Below are 21,093 nucleotides of genomic sequence, written 5' to 3'. Positions count from 1 at the left end.
TGGGACTACAAAAAATTAAGGTAACAGTGCACTAGCGCCAAGACAAAACGTTTTCGGTCAGTTTTTGTCTGGTAGAGGTTGAAGGCGAGGGTTAACTCGCGTGAGACTTTTTCACCAAGCCAACCACCTCCGCCAGCGTCTTAATTCTCACCACGTCATTCTCGGGTACGACCTCAAACGGATCAATTAAAATCGGCGTTATGCCGGCATTACGCGCGCCCACCACATCATTATCGTAATTGTCTCCCACGTAATAGCAACTTGCCGCCGGCACCTGCAACTGGTTCAGCGCCAAGGCAAAGATCGCCGGAGAGGGTTTCTCCACGCCGACGACATGCGAGTCGATAATGCAATCAAAAAAATGATCGAGGTGATGCTGCTGCATCAAGCCGGCAACTTTGCCATCAGCGTTGGAAACGATGCCGAGGCGCAATCCGAGTTGCTTTAAATCAGTAAACGTCTGCCGCGCGGTCGGCTCAAGATAGTTCCACAAATACTCGCGGTGATGGCGTTCATGAATGAGTTTGAGCATGGTTTCCAGATCCTGCGTCTGCGCGCCCACATAGCGCAGCCAAAATACAAAATAATCCTTCCACTGTTCACCGTTGGCGTTGCGGAAAAATTTTTCCCGACCCAACGCAGCGCCTTTGCCCAAATCATCCAGCGTGGTTTGCACGCCAAAACTGGCAAGCATGTCTTGCAAGAAAATGTAATCCGGCGAAAAAATGGTTTGACCGACGTCGAAGATAACGGCCTGAATGTTTTGTGTGGTCGACATTAAATTTTCCTCAAGTATTGTGATTTTTGTTCTGCGCCACGAGGCAAGGATGCACATCATTTCCGATGCGCATACTTGCGCAGATTTTTCAATACCGCTTGAAAATCTTTTGGCGCCGGCGCGGTGAAGCCGGTGGGGGCGTGGGAGAGGGGATGATGAAACTGCAACGCGCACGCGTGCAATGTCAAGCGTTTGATTAGGGGCTGTTCTGGCTCCTCGGGTTTGCGATAAAAGCCCGGTTTGATCGATGACAGAAAAAAAGCCTCGGCATTGCCGTACAGCGAATCAACCAGCAGCGGGTGACCGAGCGCCTGCAAGTGCACGCGAATCTGGTGTTGCCGCCCGGTTTGCGGCTGCGCCTCAACTAACGTGGCCCCGCGAAATCGTTCCAGCACGCGCATCAGCGTGACGGCGGGCTTGCCGTCGCGCGACACGACCATCATGCCCGGCCGGTGCGGATGCTCTGCCAGCGGTTGTTGCATGGTGAGCGCATCTTCAACCACTTCGCCGCTGACCAGCGCATGATAAATTTTTTCGACATGATGGTGTTCGAATTGCTGGTTGAGATCGCGATGACTGGCTTCAGTTTTTGCAAACAGAATGAGTCCGCTGGTGCCGGCGTCAATGCGATGCACGACGAAGAGAGGCAAGCCCAGTCTTTCCTCGGCAATGCTGCGCAGGCACGGCCACTCCGGGTGCCAGCGCTCGGGAATCACCGGCAACCCGGCGGGCTTGTTGAGCACAAGCAGGGTTTCATCTTCATGCAAGATCGCAATGCGCCATTTTTGCTGCCGGTCACGATCGAAATAATGCAGGTCACGATGGTTCGGCATTATGGATTCGCCAACAAGCGTTGTTTTAGTTGAGGAGAAGATGCCTTTATCGTTGTTCGTCGTCGTGAGAAAGATGGATCTTTGGTCGCTTCGATGATTAAAGAATAGTGCAAGTCGATCATAGCTCTCCTCGTTTTATTTCAATCCCGCAGCTTTTAAGAGGACCATTTCATGTTTTGTTTTGTCGAGGCGCTCGCTTGAGTATTTCTTCTCAGCGCCGCAGTCTTGTAAACAAAGAAAAGAAATTTCGTTTTGATGTGCCTGTCTTGCGCACGCGCACGATTTGCACCGTTGCATTATCGTCGCCGCCGCGGGCGTTGGCAAGGGCGATGAGCTTTTTGCACGCCTTTGCAGGCGAATGCGAGAGAATGATTTTTTTGAGTTCCTGTGCGCCAATTTTAGCGAGACCGTCGGTGCACAACAAAAAATGATCGCCGGGTTTGATCGCCAGGCCGGTGATGATATCCGCTTCGAGGTCGGTATAAATGCCGAGTGCGCGATAGAGATGCGATTTTTCCGGATGGCGTTTGGCTTCCTCTTCGGTGATGATGCCCAGCCGTTGCATCTCAGCTACTTTGGAATGATCCTGCGTGAGTTGTTCGATGTTATCGGAGGTAATGCGATATGCCCGGCTGTCGCCCACATGCGCGATGTGCGCGGCCTCGCCCTGCAAAACCAGCGCGGTACACGTCGTACCCATGCCGTAGAATTCGTAACTCGTGGTCGAAGCTTCGTAAATGCGCTGATTGGCGACGGCAACTGCCTGCTGCAAGCACTGGCGAATGTCTTCGGGCGTTGCCGCAAAGTATGCCTCGCCGAGCGCCTGCACGGCGAGCTGGCTGGCATGGCGGCCGCCGGCATGGCCGCCCATGCCGTCGGCGACCACAAAAAGCTGGCCCCTCGGCGTTTGCAATGACGAATCATCCTGCGGGAATTTTCCGCAACTGTCTTGATTGTCCTCGCGCTTTAAGCCGCGATCAGACGCACTGCTGAAGGTAATGCTCAACCCCTGTTCCATAGGATCATGAAAATTTAATCATGCCAATCGCCGGAGGCTCGTTGCTCGGCCTCCAGCGCCCAAATTATTTTTCCAAAATTTCTACTACGACCGGCCCCTTAGGTTTGGCCAGGCAGGCCAGGCGATATTCGCCCGGCTTGAGTTTATTGATATCTTCGAGTGTGCCTTGTTCTTCGTCGCCGATGGCGTTCATGTTTTCCATGCCGGACAAAATGCGAATCGGGTCAATACCGCAACTCCCGATGTGGCAATCGGCCTTTATTTTGATGCCGTTCTTTTCCGCCAGTTCACAAATCGATTGCCCTGCTTTGAAGGGGATCGTTTTGTTGACATTCTTGAATACCACGACCATGCCTTCCGGCTTTTTAATTCCCGCCGCGGGCGAGCGAGAAGGCTCTGGTTTATTCGCTGCCGGCGCGCTCACCGGCTTCTGCGGTTGTTTTTTGACTGGCGTTGCAGGCGCAGCAAGCCCGGACTTGGTGTTGAACAACACGGTGCGGCGCTCCGGCTCCTGCTTCAAGCGTAACTTGAAGAGTTGCTGTCCGGCGCGAAATTGATCGCCCTCTTCCAGGCGCACCGCGCTTTTCACTTTGAGGAAAGTGCCGTTGGCGCTGCCCAAATCTTTGACCGAAACCTTACCCGCTTTGATGCTGACGGCCAGGTGCCGGCGCGAGAGCGTCATGTCTTTGGCGTCGAGCGTGATGTCCGGCGCTTCCCGGCCCAGAACAATGGTGCGCTCGGGAATTTGATAGCGCTCGAGTTGTTTGCCATTTTGATCAAAATGCACAAACAGCGGCGCGCCTTTTTCCATACCGAACAACAAAAATTGCTTCCCCGCCCGCACCAGGCTGCCGGCAGAAATTTCGAGTGGCCGCGCTTCTTTCAATCTCAAAAAAACGCCGTTCACACTGCCGTCATCGCGCAAAAAATATCCGCCTTCCGCCGGATCGTGCAAGAGTGAAGCATGCTTTTCAGAGAGCAGCAAATCGTCGGTGAACGTTAAATCGCAACTGTTGCGACCAATGCTGGTAATGCCTTCGCGTTTGAGCGGAAACTCCTCGGCTTCGACATTGCCCGGCAAAATGCGAATGAGGTAGGCCGTGTTGTCGTCAACCGCGCGCGCCGCAGCGAGACTTGCAGCGGGCGGGCCTTCACTTTCAACTATAACGGTGGCATTCTTGAGTCGTGGCGCTGGTTCGGGTTGTTCGGCAAAATCAAGTTCAACACGAATATCGGTTTTGCCGGCAAGTTTTTGTGCGATCGCCTCAGCCACCAGTACGCCATCGCGCAACGCGGCTTTGATGTTGCCGCGGCGTTTGATTTCGCGGAATCCGGCAGGATCGGCATTGAAATCATCCGTCTCGAAATAGGCCGGGCTTAAAATATCGCCGAGCAGATAAACATTCGGCTGCTGGGTTTCAAGCAACGGATTAACCACGAAACGTTTTTTGCCGTTCGGCCCGCCGGTCGTCATATAAATGCCCAGCGTGTTCAACAACGTTTCGGGGATATCCTCGCCAATGCAGGCAACGCAAAACTCTTTGTTGAATTCGAGATGCACGGTTTCATTGGGCCGGCCCGGAATGCGGCGGCGATCCGTGCGCACCGAGAGATAGTCTTTGCGATCTTCCGCTGTGACCACGGCCACCGGCTCGCTGTAGGGAAATTGGCGGATATTGCCGTTGCTGACATAGGCCTCGAAAAAAACATCCGCCAGGGCTTTTGAAACTTTGGGCAATTTGTCGCTGCGATAAGACCAATACACCGCGCTTTCGTCGTTGGCCTTTGCTTTCGCATGCGAAATCGCAATGACGGCTTCGGCAGCCGAGGTGCCGCCGCCCAGCACGCACACCGGTTCGCCGACATACAGCGCGGCATCCGTCAAACGATACGCAATCCCCTCCGTGTTGCCGGGAATGTCAAAGCGGCGCGGCACGCCGCGGCCAATGGTGATGGCAACGTGTTTGGCGAAATACGTTTGCTCGGCTTTGGTGTTATAGTTATAAGCTTTGACCTGCCAAATCCCGTCGCTGCGGCGCTGCATGCCGGTTAACTCAACGCCGATTTGCGCCGGGATGTTGAACTTGCAGTAATAACTCTTCCACAACCGGCACATGTCATCTTTATCCATCGGGCCGAAATGCAAGGCTTGCGTCAACTCACCGCCCTTGGGAAACTTCATTTGATCGCCGCCGCCATAATCGGGCAGAATGAGCTTGTCCTTCGGGTAATCGCGAATGCGTTTCATCAAATCATCGAAGTCGACCACCAACGCTGCAATACCAAGTTCTTTTGCGCGAAACGCGATCGCCGTGCCTGCGGGCCCGCCGCCGACAATGAGTAAATCAAGAATCTCCGGCAGGCGTACCAGCTGATCGAGCACGAACACGCCGTCCGGCTGTACTGCGAAATCGGGTGTCATGGAAATCCTTTCCAGATGAAAAATGTCCTGAGCAAAACAAGAAAATCAGCAACAGAATGATTTTAGCAAAATCCTTGCCTGAAAATGCCTGGGCATGCGCCCGGAAAATTAAAAAATTAAAACCGGAAAGCAAAAGCTGCGCGGATAGTCGAATTAACGGATTTCGCCCATTAAAGCAAGCCTTTTTTGCGGCAACCAAACCGGATGCAGTCATCTCAGATTTCTAGATCGCCAGAATGTTGGCGAATATGCCTCTCGCATAACTCGACTTGCACGACACTAATCCTTTTGCTATATTGCAGCCCGTTAAAACTTGTTACAAGCACTACGTTAAACACATCTGCGACCTCCTGAAAATGAATGCTTCGACATTGGTTTTTTGCGCGTTTACTTTTTTCTATCTTGCCACCGGCACACTTTTCTCTCAAGACAAAGAACTAACACAAACGGGACTCGAGCAAGTTGTGGCCGGCGATTTCCGGGAATTTCGCGGGAAAAAAATTGGGTTGATCACAAATCAAACCGGCGTCGATCGCAAAGGCCGCCATGTTGCCGATCTCTTCAAGCAAGCAGCGAACGTGAACCTAGTTGCCCTGTTCGGCCCGGAACATGGCATTCGCGGTTCGGCCGAAGCCGGCGCGAGTGTTGGTCATCAAGTTGATTCGGCCACCGGCTTGCCGGTTTACAGCCTTTATGGCGCGACGCGCAAGCCCACGCGCGAGATGTTGCAGGGCATTGATGCGCTGGTGTTTGACATTCAAGATGTGGGCGCGCGTTTCTATACCTATATCAGCACCATGGCGCTTGCGCTCGAAGCGGCTGCTGAAACAAATATTGAAATGTATGTTTTGGATCGCCCCAATCCGCTGGGTGATCGCGTTGCCGGTCCGGTACTCGACCCGAAACATCGTTCATTCGTCGGCATTCATCCCATTGCATTGCAACATGGCATGACCACCGGTGAGCTGGCGCGCATGTTTTTAGGCGAGAGATGGATTTATTCAGACGACACCACAAAGTCCGTGAACCGTTCCTGGTCAAAATTGCATGTCATTCCCGTCACAGGCTGGCGGCGTCAGGTCTTGGCCGCGTCGGATATAAATTGGATCCCGCCCTCGCCAAATATACCCACGCTCGCGACGACGCTCGTTTATCCCGGCGTTTGTTTGTTGGAGGCGACGAATGTTTCCGAAGGTCGAGGCACACACGAACCGTTCTTGATGTTCGGCGCGCCCTGGATTGATTCTGATGCTCTTGCAAAACACTTGCAAGCGGAGGCCGAGGGCATTGCACTCACGCCGATTTCGTTTACGCCTGTTGATTTGCCCGGCATGGCGATGAATCCAAAATACGAAGGCGAGAAATGCCATGGCCTGAAATTGCGCGTAACGGATTCTGCGAAATTTGCTCCGGTCAAATTTGGTGTTGCGTTGCTGGTTGCTCTCCAACAACTTTATCCCAACGAGTTCAAAATGCGCCCGGAAGGCATGGCGCGTTTGAGCGGCGTCGCTTGGGTTTATGACATGATTACGGCGAATGAATCGAGCGCGGCGGTTTGGAAACGTATTGAGCAGGATGCGAAAAAATTTCGAAAGCAGCGGCAGCCGTATTTGCTTTACAAATAGTCTCCGTCTTTGAGATAAGATTCTTGCAACGGCCCGGCTGTTGCATCAACTATTCAAAAGTTCTCGCGGCCCAAAGTCTCCGCCAACCTCGGCCTGCCCGAGGTTATGTCATTTTCGAACAGATACGAAACAACACAGGCGCGATGTCAACCCCGAACGTACGCCGTTCTCCGCTCTGGCATTTATGGCAGTTATTGGCGCCGAGAGCAACAGATCATGGCAAAGAATTCGAAGCTGAAATTCGCCGTCTCGGCGTGCTCGGTTTGCAATTTGCGACCGTTGTTGCTATCCTGCTTCCTGGCGTTGCGTTTTTTATCGAAGCTGCAATCTGGTATTTTCAGCGCGGTTATAGCTGGGTTCAGCTTGCCGTCAACAATCTTGAAAATTTTGCCGTCATCATCGTGGGCATTTCCGGCCTGTCGCTCTCGCGCACGAGTTTTGGCCGTACCGCGCCCAATGTCGTGGTTATCATCTGCACCATTGCCGCTGAAACGATTGCGACGTTTGCCGGCCTTTTTAAGGGAAACGCCGCGACCTACCCGCCTTTCATTATTGCATTACTGATTCTCACCGCTGTTGTGCCGCTGCGCCCGCTCTCGGTCGCGTTGGTCGGCTTGTTAATGATTGTCATCAATTGCGTCATGAGTTTTTTCATGGTGGGACAGGCAGCCTCGTTTGCGAACGTGCTGGCCGACATTCCATTGTCATTTTATCTGACCATCACCTTCGTTTGTACCGGCTTGACGACGATGATCTATCAGTTGCGCCTGAGAAATTTTCAGAACCTGGAGGCGTTGCGTGAGTCACAAGCGCGTCTGCAAAAAGAATTGGCGGTAGCCAGTGTGATTCAAATGCACTCGCTGCCGCGCAAAAACCCGACGATCGCAGGCTTATCGATTGCCGGCGCATGCGTCAGCGCAACGGAAATTGGCGGCGATTACTACGACTATTTGGAATTTGGCAATGGCAAGCTCGGCGTTTTGGTGGGCGACGTTTCCGGCAAAGGCACCTCCGCGGCGCTCTACATGAGTAAATTGCAAGGCATTGTGCGCGCGCTGAATCATTTGCACGAGTCGCCGGTGCAATTCCTCGCAACGGTTAACGATTTGCTGTTCGGCACCATCGAAAAAAATTCCTTCATCACGCTGACCTATGCGCTGTTCGATGTCCAGCAGCGCCGCGTGCGCATGAGCCGCGCCGGGCACAACGCCACGCTTTATTGCCGCAATGAAGCGCATGCCTTTCTTGCGCCTCCGGGAGTCGGTTTGGGCCTGGCCCCGCGCGCGCATTTTGAGCGCAATGTTCAAGAGATCGAAATTCCATTGCAATCGTGCGAGGTGCTGGTGTTTTATACGGACGGCGTTTCTGACGCGCGCAATGTCAACGGGGAAGAATACGGCGAGGATCGCCTTGCGGAAATTGTTACAGCCAACCAGGGGCTCGACGCCAAGGCGCTCTGCCAGCGCATCATGGATGATGTGAAAACCTTCATTGGTTATGCCAAACAACATGACGACATGACGGTATTAGTCGCCAAAATGGAATGATGCTCGTTCCACACCAACTCATTCGCGGCCTTGGGAATCGCACAGAATAGCCTTCTCATCTTCATCGCACGCGCGGCCTCTTACGCGTTCATGGCGGTCGGCGGTTTGATGCTCGCGCGCCTGCTGGGCCCGCAAGCGCGCGGCGAGTATGCGTTGCTCAACGCCCTCGCGAGCGCCGCCGCGATGCTGTTGACGTTCGGCCTGGGCACGTCGAACGCGGTATTTGCCAGCCAAAATCGCCTTCCTGCCAAAACCCTGTTTTCGCATTCCTTGCTCTTTGGGCTGATTGTCGGCGGCCTCGCCGCGTTGATGCTGGCGTGGCACGCGGATCATTGGGCGCCGGCGTTCCTGCAAGACGTTCCAGTGGAACACGCGCAGCTCATGGCTTGGGGAATTCCGTTTTACATTCTTTTCAATTGCCTGCTTGGCTTGTCGCAAGGCCGCCAGCAATTTGAGTTGTACAGCAAGGCAAACGTGCTGCGGCCATTGCTTTTTTTGTGCGGCTTTGCCGTGCTCTTTTTCGGCGGATTGCGCAACGTTTTGGCCGGCTTGTGGGCATACGTGCTAAGCTTTGTGGGCGCGGCGGCAATGTTGATCTTCAAGCTGCGCTTGGGAAGGGGAGAGGCGTATACCTTCAATGCCAGCGTCTGGAAACTGCAATTCCAGCAGGGCTGGACGATTTATCTCGCCGAACTTTTTTCATTTTTATTGTATCGCATCGATGTCTTGCTCGTCGGCTTTTTTCTGGATGTCAAGCATGCCGGCTTTTATTCGATTGTAACCTTCTTTGCCGAGAGCTTGTGGTTTCTGCCCAGCAGCATCGGTGTCGTGTTGTTACCGTCATCCGGCGCGCGCCCACCGGACGAGATGCGCCAGTTGGCGCCGCGTCTCGTGCGCCTTGTTTTTTTTGCCACGAGTTTGATTGTGTCGTTGTTGTGGCAGATCGATCAATTTCTCGTAACGTATGCTTTTGGTGAAGATTTTTTGCCTGCGGTACTGCCGCTGCATCTGAGCTACCTCGGCATCGTCGCGATGAGCGTCAACAAAGTTATTGCCAGCTACGCGCTCGGCAGCGGCCACGCGCAGTGGAACACGATCGTGAGCCTTGCCGGTTTGCTCGCCAATGTCGTTTTGAATCTGTTGTTGATCCCGCGCTGGGGCATTGCCGGCGCTGCCATCGCTATGAGCCTGAGCTTTAGTTTGATGGCGTTGTTGATGATTCTTTGGTTGCGCCGCTTTGCCGGCATTACGCTCGGAAAAATTTTTATTCTGCAGCCGGACGATTGGCGGTTCGTACGCGAGCTGTGGCAAAAATTCGCGCTGAGGTAAGCGGCAAGGTAGCCCATCGTCATGCAGAATTCACGTACAAACATCCCAGTTTATCCCATTTCAGTGCATGATATTTTTCAGCGCATTCTAACCCAGGACTACGGGCCGTTTGATGCCGCCGGCCTGCCCTTGGTCGATTATGATCGCCTCTTCGCAAGAAACCACATTAAGCATGCCGGCAAAATTGGAACGCATTACACTCCTGTGACGCTTGCTTTTTTTGCTCTCGGTAATTTTGCGCAATGCAATTTTCATAAGCTGGATTTGTTTGTACGACGCTTTCGCGAGGTTGCCGAGTGGTTTCTGCAGTATCAAGTCGAGGCGCGCAACACCGGCGGCGTGTGGTTGCATCGTTTCCCCATGCCGCACTTGCCGGTATTGCTCGAATACGTGCCCGGGGCATGGATCAGCGCAATGGCGCAAGGCCTGGCCGTCTCCGTGCTGGTGCGCGCCTATCACGCGTTTAATAAAAAACAATTTTTGGAATCTGCCCGGCGCGCACTGCAGCCCTTTCAGTATTCCATCTTTGACGGCGGCGTTGCCTATGCCCTGCCCAATGACCAACTTTTTTTGGAAGAGTTCCCGGCGAATCCGCCAATGCACGTCTTGAACGGCGCTCTCTTTGCCGCCCTCGGATTGGCGGAATACTTGCAGATTGTCGAAGACGAAGCGTTGGCGCGTGTGTATCAAAAGGTTCTGGCCGGCATTCGAACACTCTTGCCGCGTTTTGAGACCGGTTATGGCAGTTTGTATGATCTGCGCCGGCGGCAAATTGCCAACGCCGGCTATCATGATTTGCATGTTCAACTCTTACGTGCCCTCGGCAAACTGGCGGATGAAAAGGAATTTCTTGCAACGAGTCAACGTTGGCGTACATATCGCCAAAGCCGAGTCAAGCGCTCATGCCATTGGCTTGCAGAACGCGCCTGGGCCGTGCGCCGGCGAATGCAATTCAATCCAGCGCGCAAATCGTCTTAAATAGTGCCGTCCAAAGGCATACTATTTTTTGATTTTGTTCCTGCAACGGCTTGGCCGTTGCATTAAAAAACTCAAGCGTTTTTCAATTACCTCCAGTCTCAACCGCTCAGGCAACGGCTTTTCGGACGAATACGAAATGATTTACAAAACCCTATGCCCAATGTCCTAATCGTGGCATACTATTTTCCACCGCTTGGCGGCGGCGGCACGCAACGCACGTTGAAATTCGTGCGTTATTTGCCGGAGTTCGGCTGGAAACCGCATTTGTTGACGGTGCGCGACTCGCATCATCTTATGCATGATGATTCCTTGTTGCAGGAGGTGCCGGAAGATCTTGCGATCACGCGAACGCCCGCAATTTTGCCGGCGCGTTTCTTCCGCAAGGCTTTGGGGCATCGCGCGGGCATGCCGCGCTCGGGGAATACGCGCAGCCGGCGTCTGCTGGCTGGCGTGAAGAATCTCTTCTTCACTTGTGCCTTCATTCCGGACGAGCATGTCGGATGGCTGCCATTTGCGGTGAGAGCCGGAAAGCGCGTTGTGCAGCAAAACAAAATTGATGTCATTTATTCGAGCGGGCCGCCCAACACGGCGCATGTCATTGCGCAACGATTATCGCATCACACGGGTTTGCCCTGGGCGGCTGATCTGCGTGATTTGTGGGATCAATATCCTGAAAGCTACAACCCTTGGAATTTACGCTGGCGCACAAAACTCGATGATGATCTCGAAAAAAAAGTGCTGCGGCAGGCGCAACAAATTATCGTTGTATCGGATGAAATGCGCCAACATCTGCTAAAAAAGATATCCGGGCTTGCGCCGGAGAGCGTCCATGTCATCACCAATGGTTTTGATCCTGCGGATTTTGAGAAAACCCTGGCCACGCCGCGCTCCGATCGCTTCACTCTCGTTCACAGCGGAACGTTGTTTCCGTGGCGCAGCATTCAACCTTTTCTTTTTGTGATGCAACGGCTCGGGGCGAAAATGCCGTTGCGGTTGAAGCTTCTCGGCGTCATTCCGCAGGCCGATCGCCGCGCCATTCAAGACAGCGGCTTGTCACAGCACATCGAGGTGTTCGAGTATTTGCCTTATCGCGAATCGTTGCGCCATCTCGTCGAAGCCGATGTTTTGCTTTTGCTCATCGGTAATCTGCCGCATGCCGCAAACATGCTCACCAGCAAGCTGTTTGATTATATCGGCGCGCAACGGCCCATTCTTGCGCTCGGCCCGCCCGGCATGGCCAGAACACTGATCGAGCATGAGAACCTGGGATTCGTTTTCGCCGAGGACGATACAGCAGCCATAGCCGCAACGCTGCAAAATTGGATAGCACAGAAAGCCAACGGCGGGATCGCATTCGACGCGAGGCCGCATACCAAATATCAGCGCCAGCAGTTGACTGCAGCGTTGGCTAAAATTCTTGCCGCCTGCTTGTCCGATGCGTGAATTTAACGCAGAATCGTAAACGCGCATGAAGAGATTATTCAAAAACTATCATCAGCAATGGCCGCTCTATTTACTGCTCGCAGCATTTTATTTTCTGCCCTATTCTGTCGCGGCGCCCACGGTCAAGCAGCAAGCGGAGTTCTTTTCGATCTATCATCGCGCCGGCGGTTTGTTCAGCATTTGGGATGCTCTGCTCGCAATCGCGTTTTTGCATCTTCTCCTGCGCAGCCTCATAGCGCGCCAATTGCATCTTTCCCTGGGCCGTCCGGAAAATGCCTGGGGGCTGGCCGCAATTATGGTATTCGGATTCACGGTTGGCCTGCTGCATGTCGAAGGAATGCCGCTGGGCTACGGCACGACAGAAGCGAAACGCGCGGTGATTGCAGGATTACCGGCCGTTTATCTTTGTCTGATGTATTTTTTGACCATCAATTATCTCAAGACACGCGAACAAGCAGTACAGGCAGCGCGTTGGATGCTTCTGCTCTCGCTTTTGCTGATTGTTTATGGCATTGTGCGTTTCTGCTTGATTTTAGCCGGCGTGATTGCAACCATGCGACCCTTTGGTTTGCCGATCGTGCTTTATGATCAAATGACCATGCTTTACCCGTTTATCTTTGCCGTGCCTACCGTTCACTTGTTAACGCGAAATGCAGAAGGCAGAAATTATGAATTGCGTTGGCGCCACTGGATGTTGTGGGGCGCCGCGGTGTTGTTGATTTTGCTCAGCGCGCGCCGCTTCAATTACCTTTTGCTCGTTGCCGGCCTCATGTTTGTATTGCTGGCCGGGCCGGGGCTAAACTGGTGGCGGGCGCGGCAATCCTGGCGCGTTTTTGTGAAGGGGACTTTTGCTCTCGCCGTTTTATTTTTTTTGTTACGTGGATTTGTGCCGGAGTCGATTAGTGGCGTCGCGCGCGCCGTGCAATCTCTAGATATGGCGAGTGAAATCGGCCTGCAACATGGCGGTGATATCCGCCGGGCAGAGATCAAAAACATGTTCGCCAACATGGAGCGCCGGCCCTATGCCTACGTAATCGGCATGGGGCTTGGCACGAAATGGCAGGAAATCACAGAACAACCGCTCGATTCGTTCAGTTATCCGAAATCTTATCTGGCCATCAGCCGCGGATGGTTTCCGCAATTTCATTTGCCTTATCTCGCGCTGCTTTACCGTTTCGGCATTTTGGGATTGCTGGCATTGCTGGTTTGGCTGATGTTTTATCTGCGCAGTCGAGCACGCGACCTGCAATTGCTGAACGCGCCGGAGATGCGCGCTTTCGGCCTCGGTATGCTGATTTTTCTGGCGCTCAATTTAACCAACCTCGGCGACAGCGCCAATCCGACAGCCGCTATTCTCGCCGGCGTTTGTATGGGCCTGCTCGAGCGTTTGTCCTTGCAGAGTGGCCTTGACTAATTTTCGATGCCATGACACGCCTTTGGGTCATCATTTTACATTGGAATAAATACGAGGACACGCGCGACTGCGTGCGTTTGCTTTTGCAGAACAGGATCGAAAACGCGCAAACACAATTGTTGGTGATTGATAATGGCTCATCTCAGCAGGCTTGTAATCAATTGCGACAGGATTTCCGAGACAAGATAGAATTGCTGCGGACGGACCGCAATCTCGGCTGCGCAGGAGGCAACAATCTTGGTATTCAACATGCCCTCGCGCAGGGCGCGGATTTGATTTTGTTGCTGAACAATGACACCACAATGTCTGCGGATTTTTTGTCAAATTTTGTCAACGCCGCGGAACGGCATCCAGAAGCAGATATTTTCGGCTGCAAAATTTTTTATCAACAACGGCCGGATCGCCTGTGGTTTGCGGGCGGCAGCATTAATGCCTGGCTGGGAAATACCAGTCATTTCGGGTTCAATCAACCCGATAATCCGAAATTTCAAAAGGAGAGAGAAGTAAGTTTCATAACCGGTTGCGCCATGCTGATACGCGCCGCGGTTTTCTCAAAAATTGGATTGCTCGATGAATCACTTTTTTTGTATTATGAAGATGTCGATTTTTGCCAGCGCGCGCAACGTGCGGGAGTGAAGTTGCTGTTTACGCCGCAGGCCGCTCTGCAACACAAAGTCGGCGCAGGCGTAGGCCAGAATTTGACGCCGGCGTACCTTTATTATCAAACGCGCAATCGCTATCGCGTGCTGCAACGCGGGCGCAGCTTCGCATTCCGGGGTTGGCTGCTCATGCTGCATCTGACAGTTTATTGCGGTTTTCGCATGCTGTATGTCGCTAGCTGCGGCGGTTCTGATCGGTGGCGGCAAATGCAAGCAATTTGGCAAGGTTGTCGTGATAGCTTTGCAACCGGGGCGAATCGGCATCCTGCGGTTGTTCGTTAATGCGTTTGTCGAATGTTATCGGAACGTTCAGGAACGTTCGCCAGTTTTTGGCCAGCCAAGCCGGCGCAAGTCAGTAAATCTGACGCTGATGGACATGGCGCTCAATATGCCTAACCTCATTTCCATGGCTTGATGAAAATTCTTTTCCTCACCTCTCGTGTACCTTATCCGCCTCTTGGCGGCGATCGTTTGCGCGCGTTTCATTTCATAAAAGCGTTGTCGCAACAGCATCGCGTCACCCTGCTCTCGTTCGCCGCGGGACCGGATGAAATGGAGAATCTGCATCCGATTGCAAAGCATGTCGAACGCTTTGAAACCGTCATGCTTGATCCCCGGCGTTCCTATCTCAATTGTCTCGCCGGATTATTCTCGCGCAAGCCGCTGCAAGTGCATTACTACCGTTCCGACGAGATGCGCAGCCTGATTCGCGCCCATCTGGCGCGGGAGAATTTCGATCTCATCTTCGTGCATCTCGCGCGCATGGCGGATTATATTCATGAAATGAATGGCCTGCCGAAAATCATGGATCTCACCGACGCCTTGAGCATGAATTATGAACGCAGTGCAGTCCTGCAAAGGCGGAATCATCTGAGCGCCTACAACCTTGCGCAAAAAGTGGAAAGCCGGCGCATCCGGAATTACGAAGCGCAAGTCGTCGATTGGTTCGACTGCAATCTGCTCATCTCGCCGGTTGATCGGGATTATCTCAGCCGGTTCACGGCGGCAAACAAAGTGCAAGTTATTGGCCCGGCGGTTGATCTCAGTTATTTTCATTATGCCAGCGGCCAATATGATCCCAACACCATCGTGTTTATGGGCAAAATGAGCACATTTCCCAACAAAGACGCGGCGTTATATTTTTACGATGAAATTTTTCCGCTGGTCGTACAGCGCTTTCCGAAAATGCAATTCAACATTGTTGGCATCGAGCCGGGCGCGGAAATTCTTGCGTTGCGCCGCCATCCCAATGTGACGGTGACCGGCTATGTGCCGGATGTGAGGCCCTACTTGCAACAGGCTGCGCTTTCGATCTGTCCGATGCGCACCGGCGCGGGCGCAAAGAACAAAGTTCTGGAATCGCTGGCTGCCGGCACGCCGGTTGTCGCAACCTCACTCGGTGTTGAAGGCATTGCTTTGCGGCCCGAGGAAGACGCGCTAGTGGCCGACACGCCTCACGCGTTCGCAGACGCGATTGCACGATTAGTTGAAAATCCCGGAATGCGCCAGCAACTCTCCCGCAATGGCCGCCGGCTGATTGAGGAAAAGTATAGCTGGGAATTGGTGCTGACGCAGTTGAACGAGCTGGTGAACTCGTTTAAAGGCCGGAACAAATTCTAACGCATGCAGAACGCTCACCACATAAAGTTGAAGCCGGGGAGATGCGGTGCAACGGATATTCTCCTGCGCACGCTTGCTTTCTTGCTGCTGCCAATTTCTTCCATGGCGCAACTCATCGTTCACGAAAATTCTGCCCGGGTTTTGCGCTTTTCGATTGCCATCCCCGCACCACATTTTTCGCAACAAGAAGTCAACGGTGAATATTACGATGTTGTTGCTGTGCCCGGATTTATCGTACAACATCACCCCGGCCTGCCGGCATTGCCACGCAAGAGTTTTACTATTCTTCTACCGCCCACCGGAATTCCGGAATTGAGTTTTGTCGCCGAACCCGCTGCAGTTTTTCACGATAAGCGCTTGTCGCCTTCTTTCATTCCTACCATCGACCGCGAAGCTGATTCCGTATCTTATGCTCCCGGCACGCCCAGCGCTTTTTTTGGACTGCCGCCGGCAGTGCGACTGGCGGACACAGCGTGGTGGCGCGGCTTTCGTCTTGGGCGTGTTGAAATATTGCCCTGCAATGTTTCCGGTATGGCGTTGGAGTTTTATAGTGAAGTTCAAGTGACATTGCGCTATCCGGATTCGCCGCAAAGCATAATGTCAACGACAGCGCCGTTGGATACATTTGAACAAAAAACGCTGGCGCCGTTGCTGAATTTCAAAGTGGGCAAGCATTGGCGGGCGAGCAACCCGGCGATGAAAAAAGCAAATGTGAATTGGGAAATTCCCGCGGACCCGACGGCTTTGAAATTGGAGACTAAGTCCGATGGGCTTTTTTATGTTTCATTTGATGATCTTGCAGCCGCCGGCTGGAATGTGCATGTGATTGATCCTGCAACCATACAACTTTTTCATCTTGGCGAGGAAGTCGCTTTGCAGACGTATGACGACGGCGACAGTTTATTTGAAACAGGCGAGGGGCTGGTGTTCTTCGGCGAACGCAAACGCGCGCCCGGCGCATTTTTTGATGATTACACCGATGCCAATGTTTATTGGCTCGTGCACAGCAAAACTCGCGGCCTTCGCATGCCTGAACGCCGCGTCGCCGCCCGCGGCAATCATGCGCTTGCCAGCTATTTCCTGGAAACGCGGCATTTTGAAGAAGACGAGCTTTACTATCATGGCGATAATGATGCGCAACTTTTCGCCACGCTCGCGATTCCGGGCGAAACCTGGGTTTGGAAAATGCTCTTCGGCGAGGAGTCTTTCACAACGGATTTGCTGTTGCAGAATGTGGCCGCGGAAGCGCCGGCGTGTACATTGCGCGCCCGTGTGCGCGGCGTTACGGTCACGCCCTCGAACCCCGATCATCATACGCAATTTTGGTTGAACGGCAATTTCGTGGGAGAGGTATTCTTCGATGATAATGAAGAGGTGATTTTCGAAGCTGCATTCCCCAGCAGCTTTTTGCGCGAAGGCAAGAATGCGTTTGAGTTGCGTGAATTAGCGGATACGGGCGCGCCTTATGATCAAATCTACTTTGATTGGGTTGATATTCGTTATTGGCGGCAATACGTTGCGTCGGACAATTTCCTTGCGTTTCGCGCGTCTCCCAACCTGAGCACGGCGGGCGCATATTATCAAATCACCAACCTGCACAACAGCGAAATCGAGTTGTTCGATCGCAAACCTCTGCAACGCCTTGTTGGTTTTGATTTGAGGCAGACCGCGCCGGAGCAGTTTGTTGTGACATTCCAGGATTCTGCGCGCGGTGATCGTGACTATTTTATTGCAACACCAGAAGCGCGCCAAGCGCCTGCGGCAATCCTGTCGAATCAACCATCTGATTGGAGGGTAAGCACTCACGCAGCAGATTATATTTTGCTGACCGCGCGCGAATTTCTGGAAGCGGCGGAGCGCCTGGCTTCGTATCGCCGCCAACATGACGGTTTGCGCGTTGTGGTTGTTGCTGTCGAAGATGTCTATGACGAATTTAACTATGGCATGCCTCATCCCGAGGCGATACGAAGCTTTTTGCAATTCGCCTATCAACACTGGCAGAGGCCGCGGCCTAGTGTGGTTTGCTTTTTCGGAGATGCCAGTTGGGATGCCAAGCAAAATGCCGCAGACAGTTACAAGCGCAATTTTGTTCTGTCCTTCGGTAATCCCGTAAGCGACAGCCGTCTCGTTTGTTTCGATGGCGAGGATGATTTCCTGCCCGAGATGATTACCGGACGCATTCCCATCGAGAATCTCGAACAGGCGCATGCCGTGATTGATAAAATCATTTCTGCCGAAGCCGCGGCGCCGGCAGAGTGGAACAAAGATTTTATTTTTTTAAACGGCGGCGTTGACAGTTATGAGCAGGGATTGTTTTATGATCAGGCAGAGACGTTGATTCAGCGGCACGTTTCTGCTCCGCCCATTGGCGGAAAGCCGGTACGCATTTACAAAACCACGCCCGGCCGCTTGATCGGCGAGCTTAAGCCACAAATCGTCGATGCAATTGATCAGGGCGCGGCGATGTTGACATTTCTTGGCCACGCCGGCAGCCAAACCTGGGATTTGATGATGATCAATGCCGACATTAGCGAATTGCGCAATCGCGGCAAATACCCTTTCATCGCGAGCATGACCTGCCACACGGCGCGCTTCGCAACGCCCAATCAAACCAGCTTTGGCGAAGAATTTTTGCGCGCTTCCGAAAAAGGCACAACGGCATTTTGGGGAACAACCGGGTGGGGCTTCATCTTCCAAGATCGCGTTTTGCTCGACAGTTTGTTTACCAGCATCAGCCGCGACAGCGTGCGTGTTCTCGGCCTGGCCACGACGCTGGCGCGCATTCGTTTATGGGAAGCCTACGGCAGCGCCACCAACAACGTGAATAGCATCGATCAATACACGCTGCTGGGCGATCACGCAACCCGCTTGTCTCTGCCGTTGCGGCCTGATCTTGTGCTGTCACCAACGGCTGTGCAAATCACGCCGGAATCACCGACTGAACAAACGCCGCAAATCCAAATCAAAATCCTGTTGCGCAATTTGGGTTTGGCAACCCGCGACAGTGTTCGCGTGAGCCTCACCGCGCGCAATCGCAACACCCATGAGACTCTCATCATTGCGCAGCCCACACTGCCGCCCATTGGATTTGTTGACAGCCTCACAGTGACATGGTTGAATGTTGCCAAGCGCGGCGAATATCTCGTGCGCGTGGAAGCCGATGCCGAGAATGTGATCGCTGAACTCGATGAGCTAAACAATACTGCCGAACGCCTGATTTACTTCTCACCGGTCTCTGCTACGCTAGCGGCGCCGTTTACTGCTGCGCTGTTGAATCAGGATCGCCCGACGCTTGTGGTTTATAATCCTGCCGCAACCTCTGCCAATGAGCAGCGCATTCAATTTGAATTGGACACAGAAGCGAGTTTTGAAGGTGTAAGCAAAGTTGTCTCTCCAGTGCTGCCGCCGGGAGAAGTGCTTACCAACTGGCAAGTTCCGGCGCCGCTGGCTGACGGAATATACTTCTGGCGCAGCCGCAGTATTGAGAATGGTGCGGCAAGCGCCTGGCAAGCACAATGGTTTTGGCTGGCAACGCAAAGCCCGTTTGCCGGCATGCGCAGAATCGGCGAGCAGTTGCATGATGGTCATTTTGAAAACACCATGCCTGTTGCTGCAGGCGTGACGCTGGCGCGCGATATATCTCGCGCTCTGCACTTACAAGTGCAGGCTGCCGGACACGATGACGGCAATCGTTGCTATTTGATTGTGAATTTCAACCTTGTCAATGATGACAGCCGGGGCCACAATCTCGTCGCAATTAATCCTGCAACACAGCAAATGCTCGCGCCGCCGCGTGCGTTTGATACATTTGCATCAAGCGCTGCTGCGGATAGCTTGGCAGCATTCATTGAGAATCTGCCGCCGCGTACGATCGTGCTGGCCGGCATTCAAGATGACGGCAGCTTCCGCATGACGGAGCGGGCGCATCGCGCGCTGGAATCCATCGGCAGCCAATTCACGCGCCAGGTTGCTTTGCGTGATTCGTGGGCCATCATCGGTGCGAAGGGCATGACAATTGGCGCTGCGGCAGAGGCGCACAAACGCGCAGGCAGCGGGGAGGTAGCGGTAACCTCGACCGCTACGCCGTTTTTTGCTCGCGGCGTCTATCATACTCCGGAAATCGGGCCTGCCGAAAACTGGAAGCAACTTGTTTGGCAAGCCGAACCAGCCTCGCATGTTCGTTTGGCCATCTCCGGGCGGCGCAACCGTCTCATTGCCTGGGAAACAATCGCCGCAGACATTGTTGGTGAGAGTTATCCGTTGGCCGGCATTTCAGCCGGGCAATATCCTTTTTTGAAGATATCCGCAACGCTGAGTGATGATGACGGACTTGATTCGCCGCATTTGGCCGGGTATAGTGTTGGATTTGAGCAAACAAGTGATCTCGCAATCGCGTCTAATTTCATTTCTTTCTCAGCAGACACGGTGCAGGAAGGCGATTTACTCACCATTTCGGCGAAGGTTTATAATTTCAAGCTGCAAGACGCCGAAGCCAGGGGCGCGCGCGAAAACGTTTTGATCCGTTTTGCTCACAGCGATGCAAATGCAGAGCATGGATCACGCACAATCAATCTGCAAGCCTCCAGCATAACATATAACGCTTCGAGAGAATTTTCCACCGCCTGGAATTCCGCCGGCTATCGCGGCCTTGTGACGATGTATGTAGAGGTTGATCCGGAGCATAATCTGGCGGAGCCGTTTGAGTTCAACAATCTTGCCGCGAAACAGATTCTTATCAAAACGGATACCCAACCGCCGCGCCTTTCTGTAACCGTTGACGGTAATGTTGTCATGTCCGGCGATTATGTTGCGCCGCAGCCGCATATCCTGTGTCAAATTTTTGATGACAGCGTGCTGCCGATTGCCGATACCAGTTTCGTTTCAGTTTATCTCAACGGTCAACGCCAGGCATATGCTTCTGCCGCAGGAAATCTGGAGTTCAGCAGCACAAGCGCCGGCGCTGCGCGGGCTGAAGTCGTGTTCCGGCCGCGGCTCGATGCCGGGTTGCATCATATCAAGTTTGAAGTGCGCGACGCAACACAAAATATTGCGGCAGATGAAATCGAAGTTCGCGTCGATGCCGAGCTGCATCTGCGCGAGGTGATGAATTACCCCAATCCGTTTGCAAATGAGACGGAATTCACTTACTATCTAACGCAACCCGCGCAGCAAGTCACAATCAAGATCTTCACGCTGGCCGGACGTTTGATCGCGACCTTCGAGTATGCGCCGGCGAACGCCGGATTCAATCGTTTTGCATGGAATGGCCGTGACGCCGATGGCGACGCGTTGGCAAACGGCGTTTATTTTTATAAAGTGATTGCGCGCGCGGATCAAGCCAGCGACGAAGTGGTGCAAAAAATAGTTGTGATGCGATAAAGCCATGACCACATCAGATAAAAACCCCAGTGCGCCAACCCGTGCTAA

The 21,093-nt window shown here is 53.3% G+C and carries 14 protein-coding genes; 10 read left to right on the top strand and 4 right to left on the bottom strand.

Annotated elements, in window-relative coordinates; translation table 11 throughout:
• Positions 1–91 precede the first annotated feature (91 nt).
• The 4 genes from FBQ85_05185 to FBQ85_05170 form a co-directional block, all read right to left on the bottom strand.
• Positions 92–838, bottom strand: coding sequence for an HAD family hydrolase (locus FBQ85_05185; GenBank protein MDL1874553.1), 747 nt, complete (start codon positions 836–838; stop codon positions 92–94).
• The gene (locus tag FBQ85_05180; GenBank protein MDL1874552.1) at positions 835–1,686 is read right to left on the bottom strand and encodes an RluA family pseudouridine synthase; all 852 of its coding nucleotides are present in this window, start codon (positions 1,684–1,686) and stop codon (positions 835–837) included. The genes FBQ85_05185 and FBQ85_05180 overlap by 4 nt, the downstream gene beginning before the upstream one ends.
• Positions 1,687–1,822: 136 nt before the next feature.
• A complete protein-coding gene (locus FBQ85_05175; GenBank protein ID MDL1874551.1) occupies positions 1,823–2,629 on the bottom strand; it encodes a Stp1/IreP family PP2C-type Ser/Thr phosphatase in 807 nt (268 codons plus the stop codon).
• A 64-nt stretch (positions 2,630–2,693) separates the two neighbouring features.
• Complete coding sequence (locus FBQ85_05170) at positions 2,694–5,051, bottom strand: FHA domain-containing protein (GenBank protein MDL1874550.1); 2,358 nt, start codon at positions 5,049–5,051, stop codon at positions 2,694–2,696.
• On the opposite strand from FBQ85_05170, the gene FBQ85_05165 reads away from it, so the two are divergent.
• The 10 genes from FBQ85_05165 to FBQ85_05120 all read left to right on the top strand — a co-directional run bounded on the left by FBQ85_05165 (position 5,045) and on the right by FBQ85_05120 (position 21,045).
• On the top strand, positions 5,045–5,278 hold the full coding sequence (locus tag FBQ85_05165) for a hypothetical protein (protein ID MDL1874549.1): 234 nt from the start codon (positions 5,045–5,047) through the stop codon (positions 5,276–5,278). The two genes, FBQ85_05170 and FBQ85_05165, sit on opposite strands and share 7 nt — an antisense overlap.
• A 129-nt stretch (positions 5,279–5,407) precedes the next feature.
• Positions 5,408–6,676, top strand: coding sequence for a DUF1343 domain-containing protein (locus FBQ85_05160; protein ID MDL1874548.1), 1,269 nt, complete (start codon positions 5,408–5,410; stop codon positions 6,674–6,676).
• A gap of 143 nt (positions 6,677–6,819) precedes the next feature.
• The gene (locus FBQ85_05155) at positions 6,820–8,223 is read left to right on the top strand and encodes a hypothetical protein (GenBank protein MDL1874547.1); all 1,404 of its coding nucleotides are present in this window, start codon (positions 6,820–6,822) and stop codon (positions 8,221–8,223) included.
• 30 nt (positions 8,224–8,253) lie between these two features.
• On the top strand, positions 8,254–9,552 hold the full coding sequence (locus FBQ85_05150; GenBank protein MDL1874546.1) for a hypothetical protein: 1,299 nt from the start codon (positions 8,254–8,256) through the stop codon (positions 9,550–9,552).
• Between the two features lie 21 nt (positions 9,553–9,573).
• Entirely contained in the window at positions 9,574–10,530 is a 957-nt protein-coding gene (locus FBQ85_05145; protein ID MDL1874545.1) for a hypothetical protein, read from the top strand.
• A gap of 153 nt (positions 10,531–10,683) precedes the next feature.
• A complete protein-coding gene (locus FBQ85_05140) occupies positions 10,684–11,973 on the top strand; it encodes a glycosyltransferase family 4 protein (protein ID MDL1874544.1) in 1,290 nt (429 codons plus the stop codon).
• Positions 11,974–11,998: 25 nt separating this feature from the next.
• Positions 11,999–13,387 (top strand): hypothetical protein, encoded by a 1,389-nt coding sequence (locus FBQ85_05135; protein ID MDL1874543.1) that lies wholly within the window; start codon positions 11,999–12,001, stop codon positions 13,385–13,387.
• An 11-nt stretch (positions 13,388–13,398) separates the two neighbouring features.
• The gene (locus tag FBQ85_05130; protein MDL1874542.1) at positions 13,399–14,328 is read left to right on the top strand and encodes a glycosyltransferase family 2 protein; all 930 of its coding nucleotides are present in this window, start codon (positions 13,399–13,401) and stop codon (positions 14,326–14,328) included.
• Positions 14,329–14,460: 132 nt separating this feature from the next.
• Positions 14,461–15,666: a TIGR03087 family PEP-CTERM/XrtA system glycosyltransferase gene (locus FBQ85_05125; protein ID MDL1874541.1), complete on the top strand. Its 1,206-nt coding sequence runs from the start codon at positions 14,461–14,463 to the stop codon at positions 15,664–15,666.
• 3 nt (positions 15,667–15,669) lie between these two features.
• Positions 15,670–21,045: a T9SS type A sorting domain-containing protein gene (locus FBQ85_05120; GenBank protein MDL1874540.1), complete on the top strand. Its 5,376-nt coding sequence runs from the start codon at positions 15,670–15,672 to the stop codon at positions 21,043–21,045.
• Positions 21,046–21,093 lie beyond the last annotated feature (48 nt).

The organism is Cytophagia bacterium CHB2 (assembly GCA_030263535.1).
Taxonomy (GTDB): domain Bacteria; phylum Zhuqueibacterota; class Zhuqueibacteria; order Zhuqueibacterales; family Zhuqueibacteraceae; genus Coneutiohabitans.
Note: the sequence above shows the minus strand (reverse complement) of the source record. Positions and strands in the feature narration are given on the sequence as shown.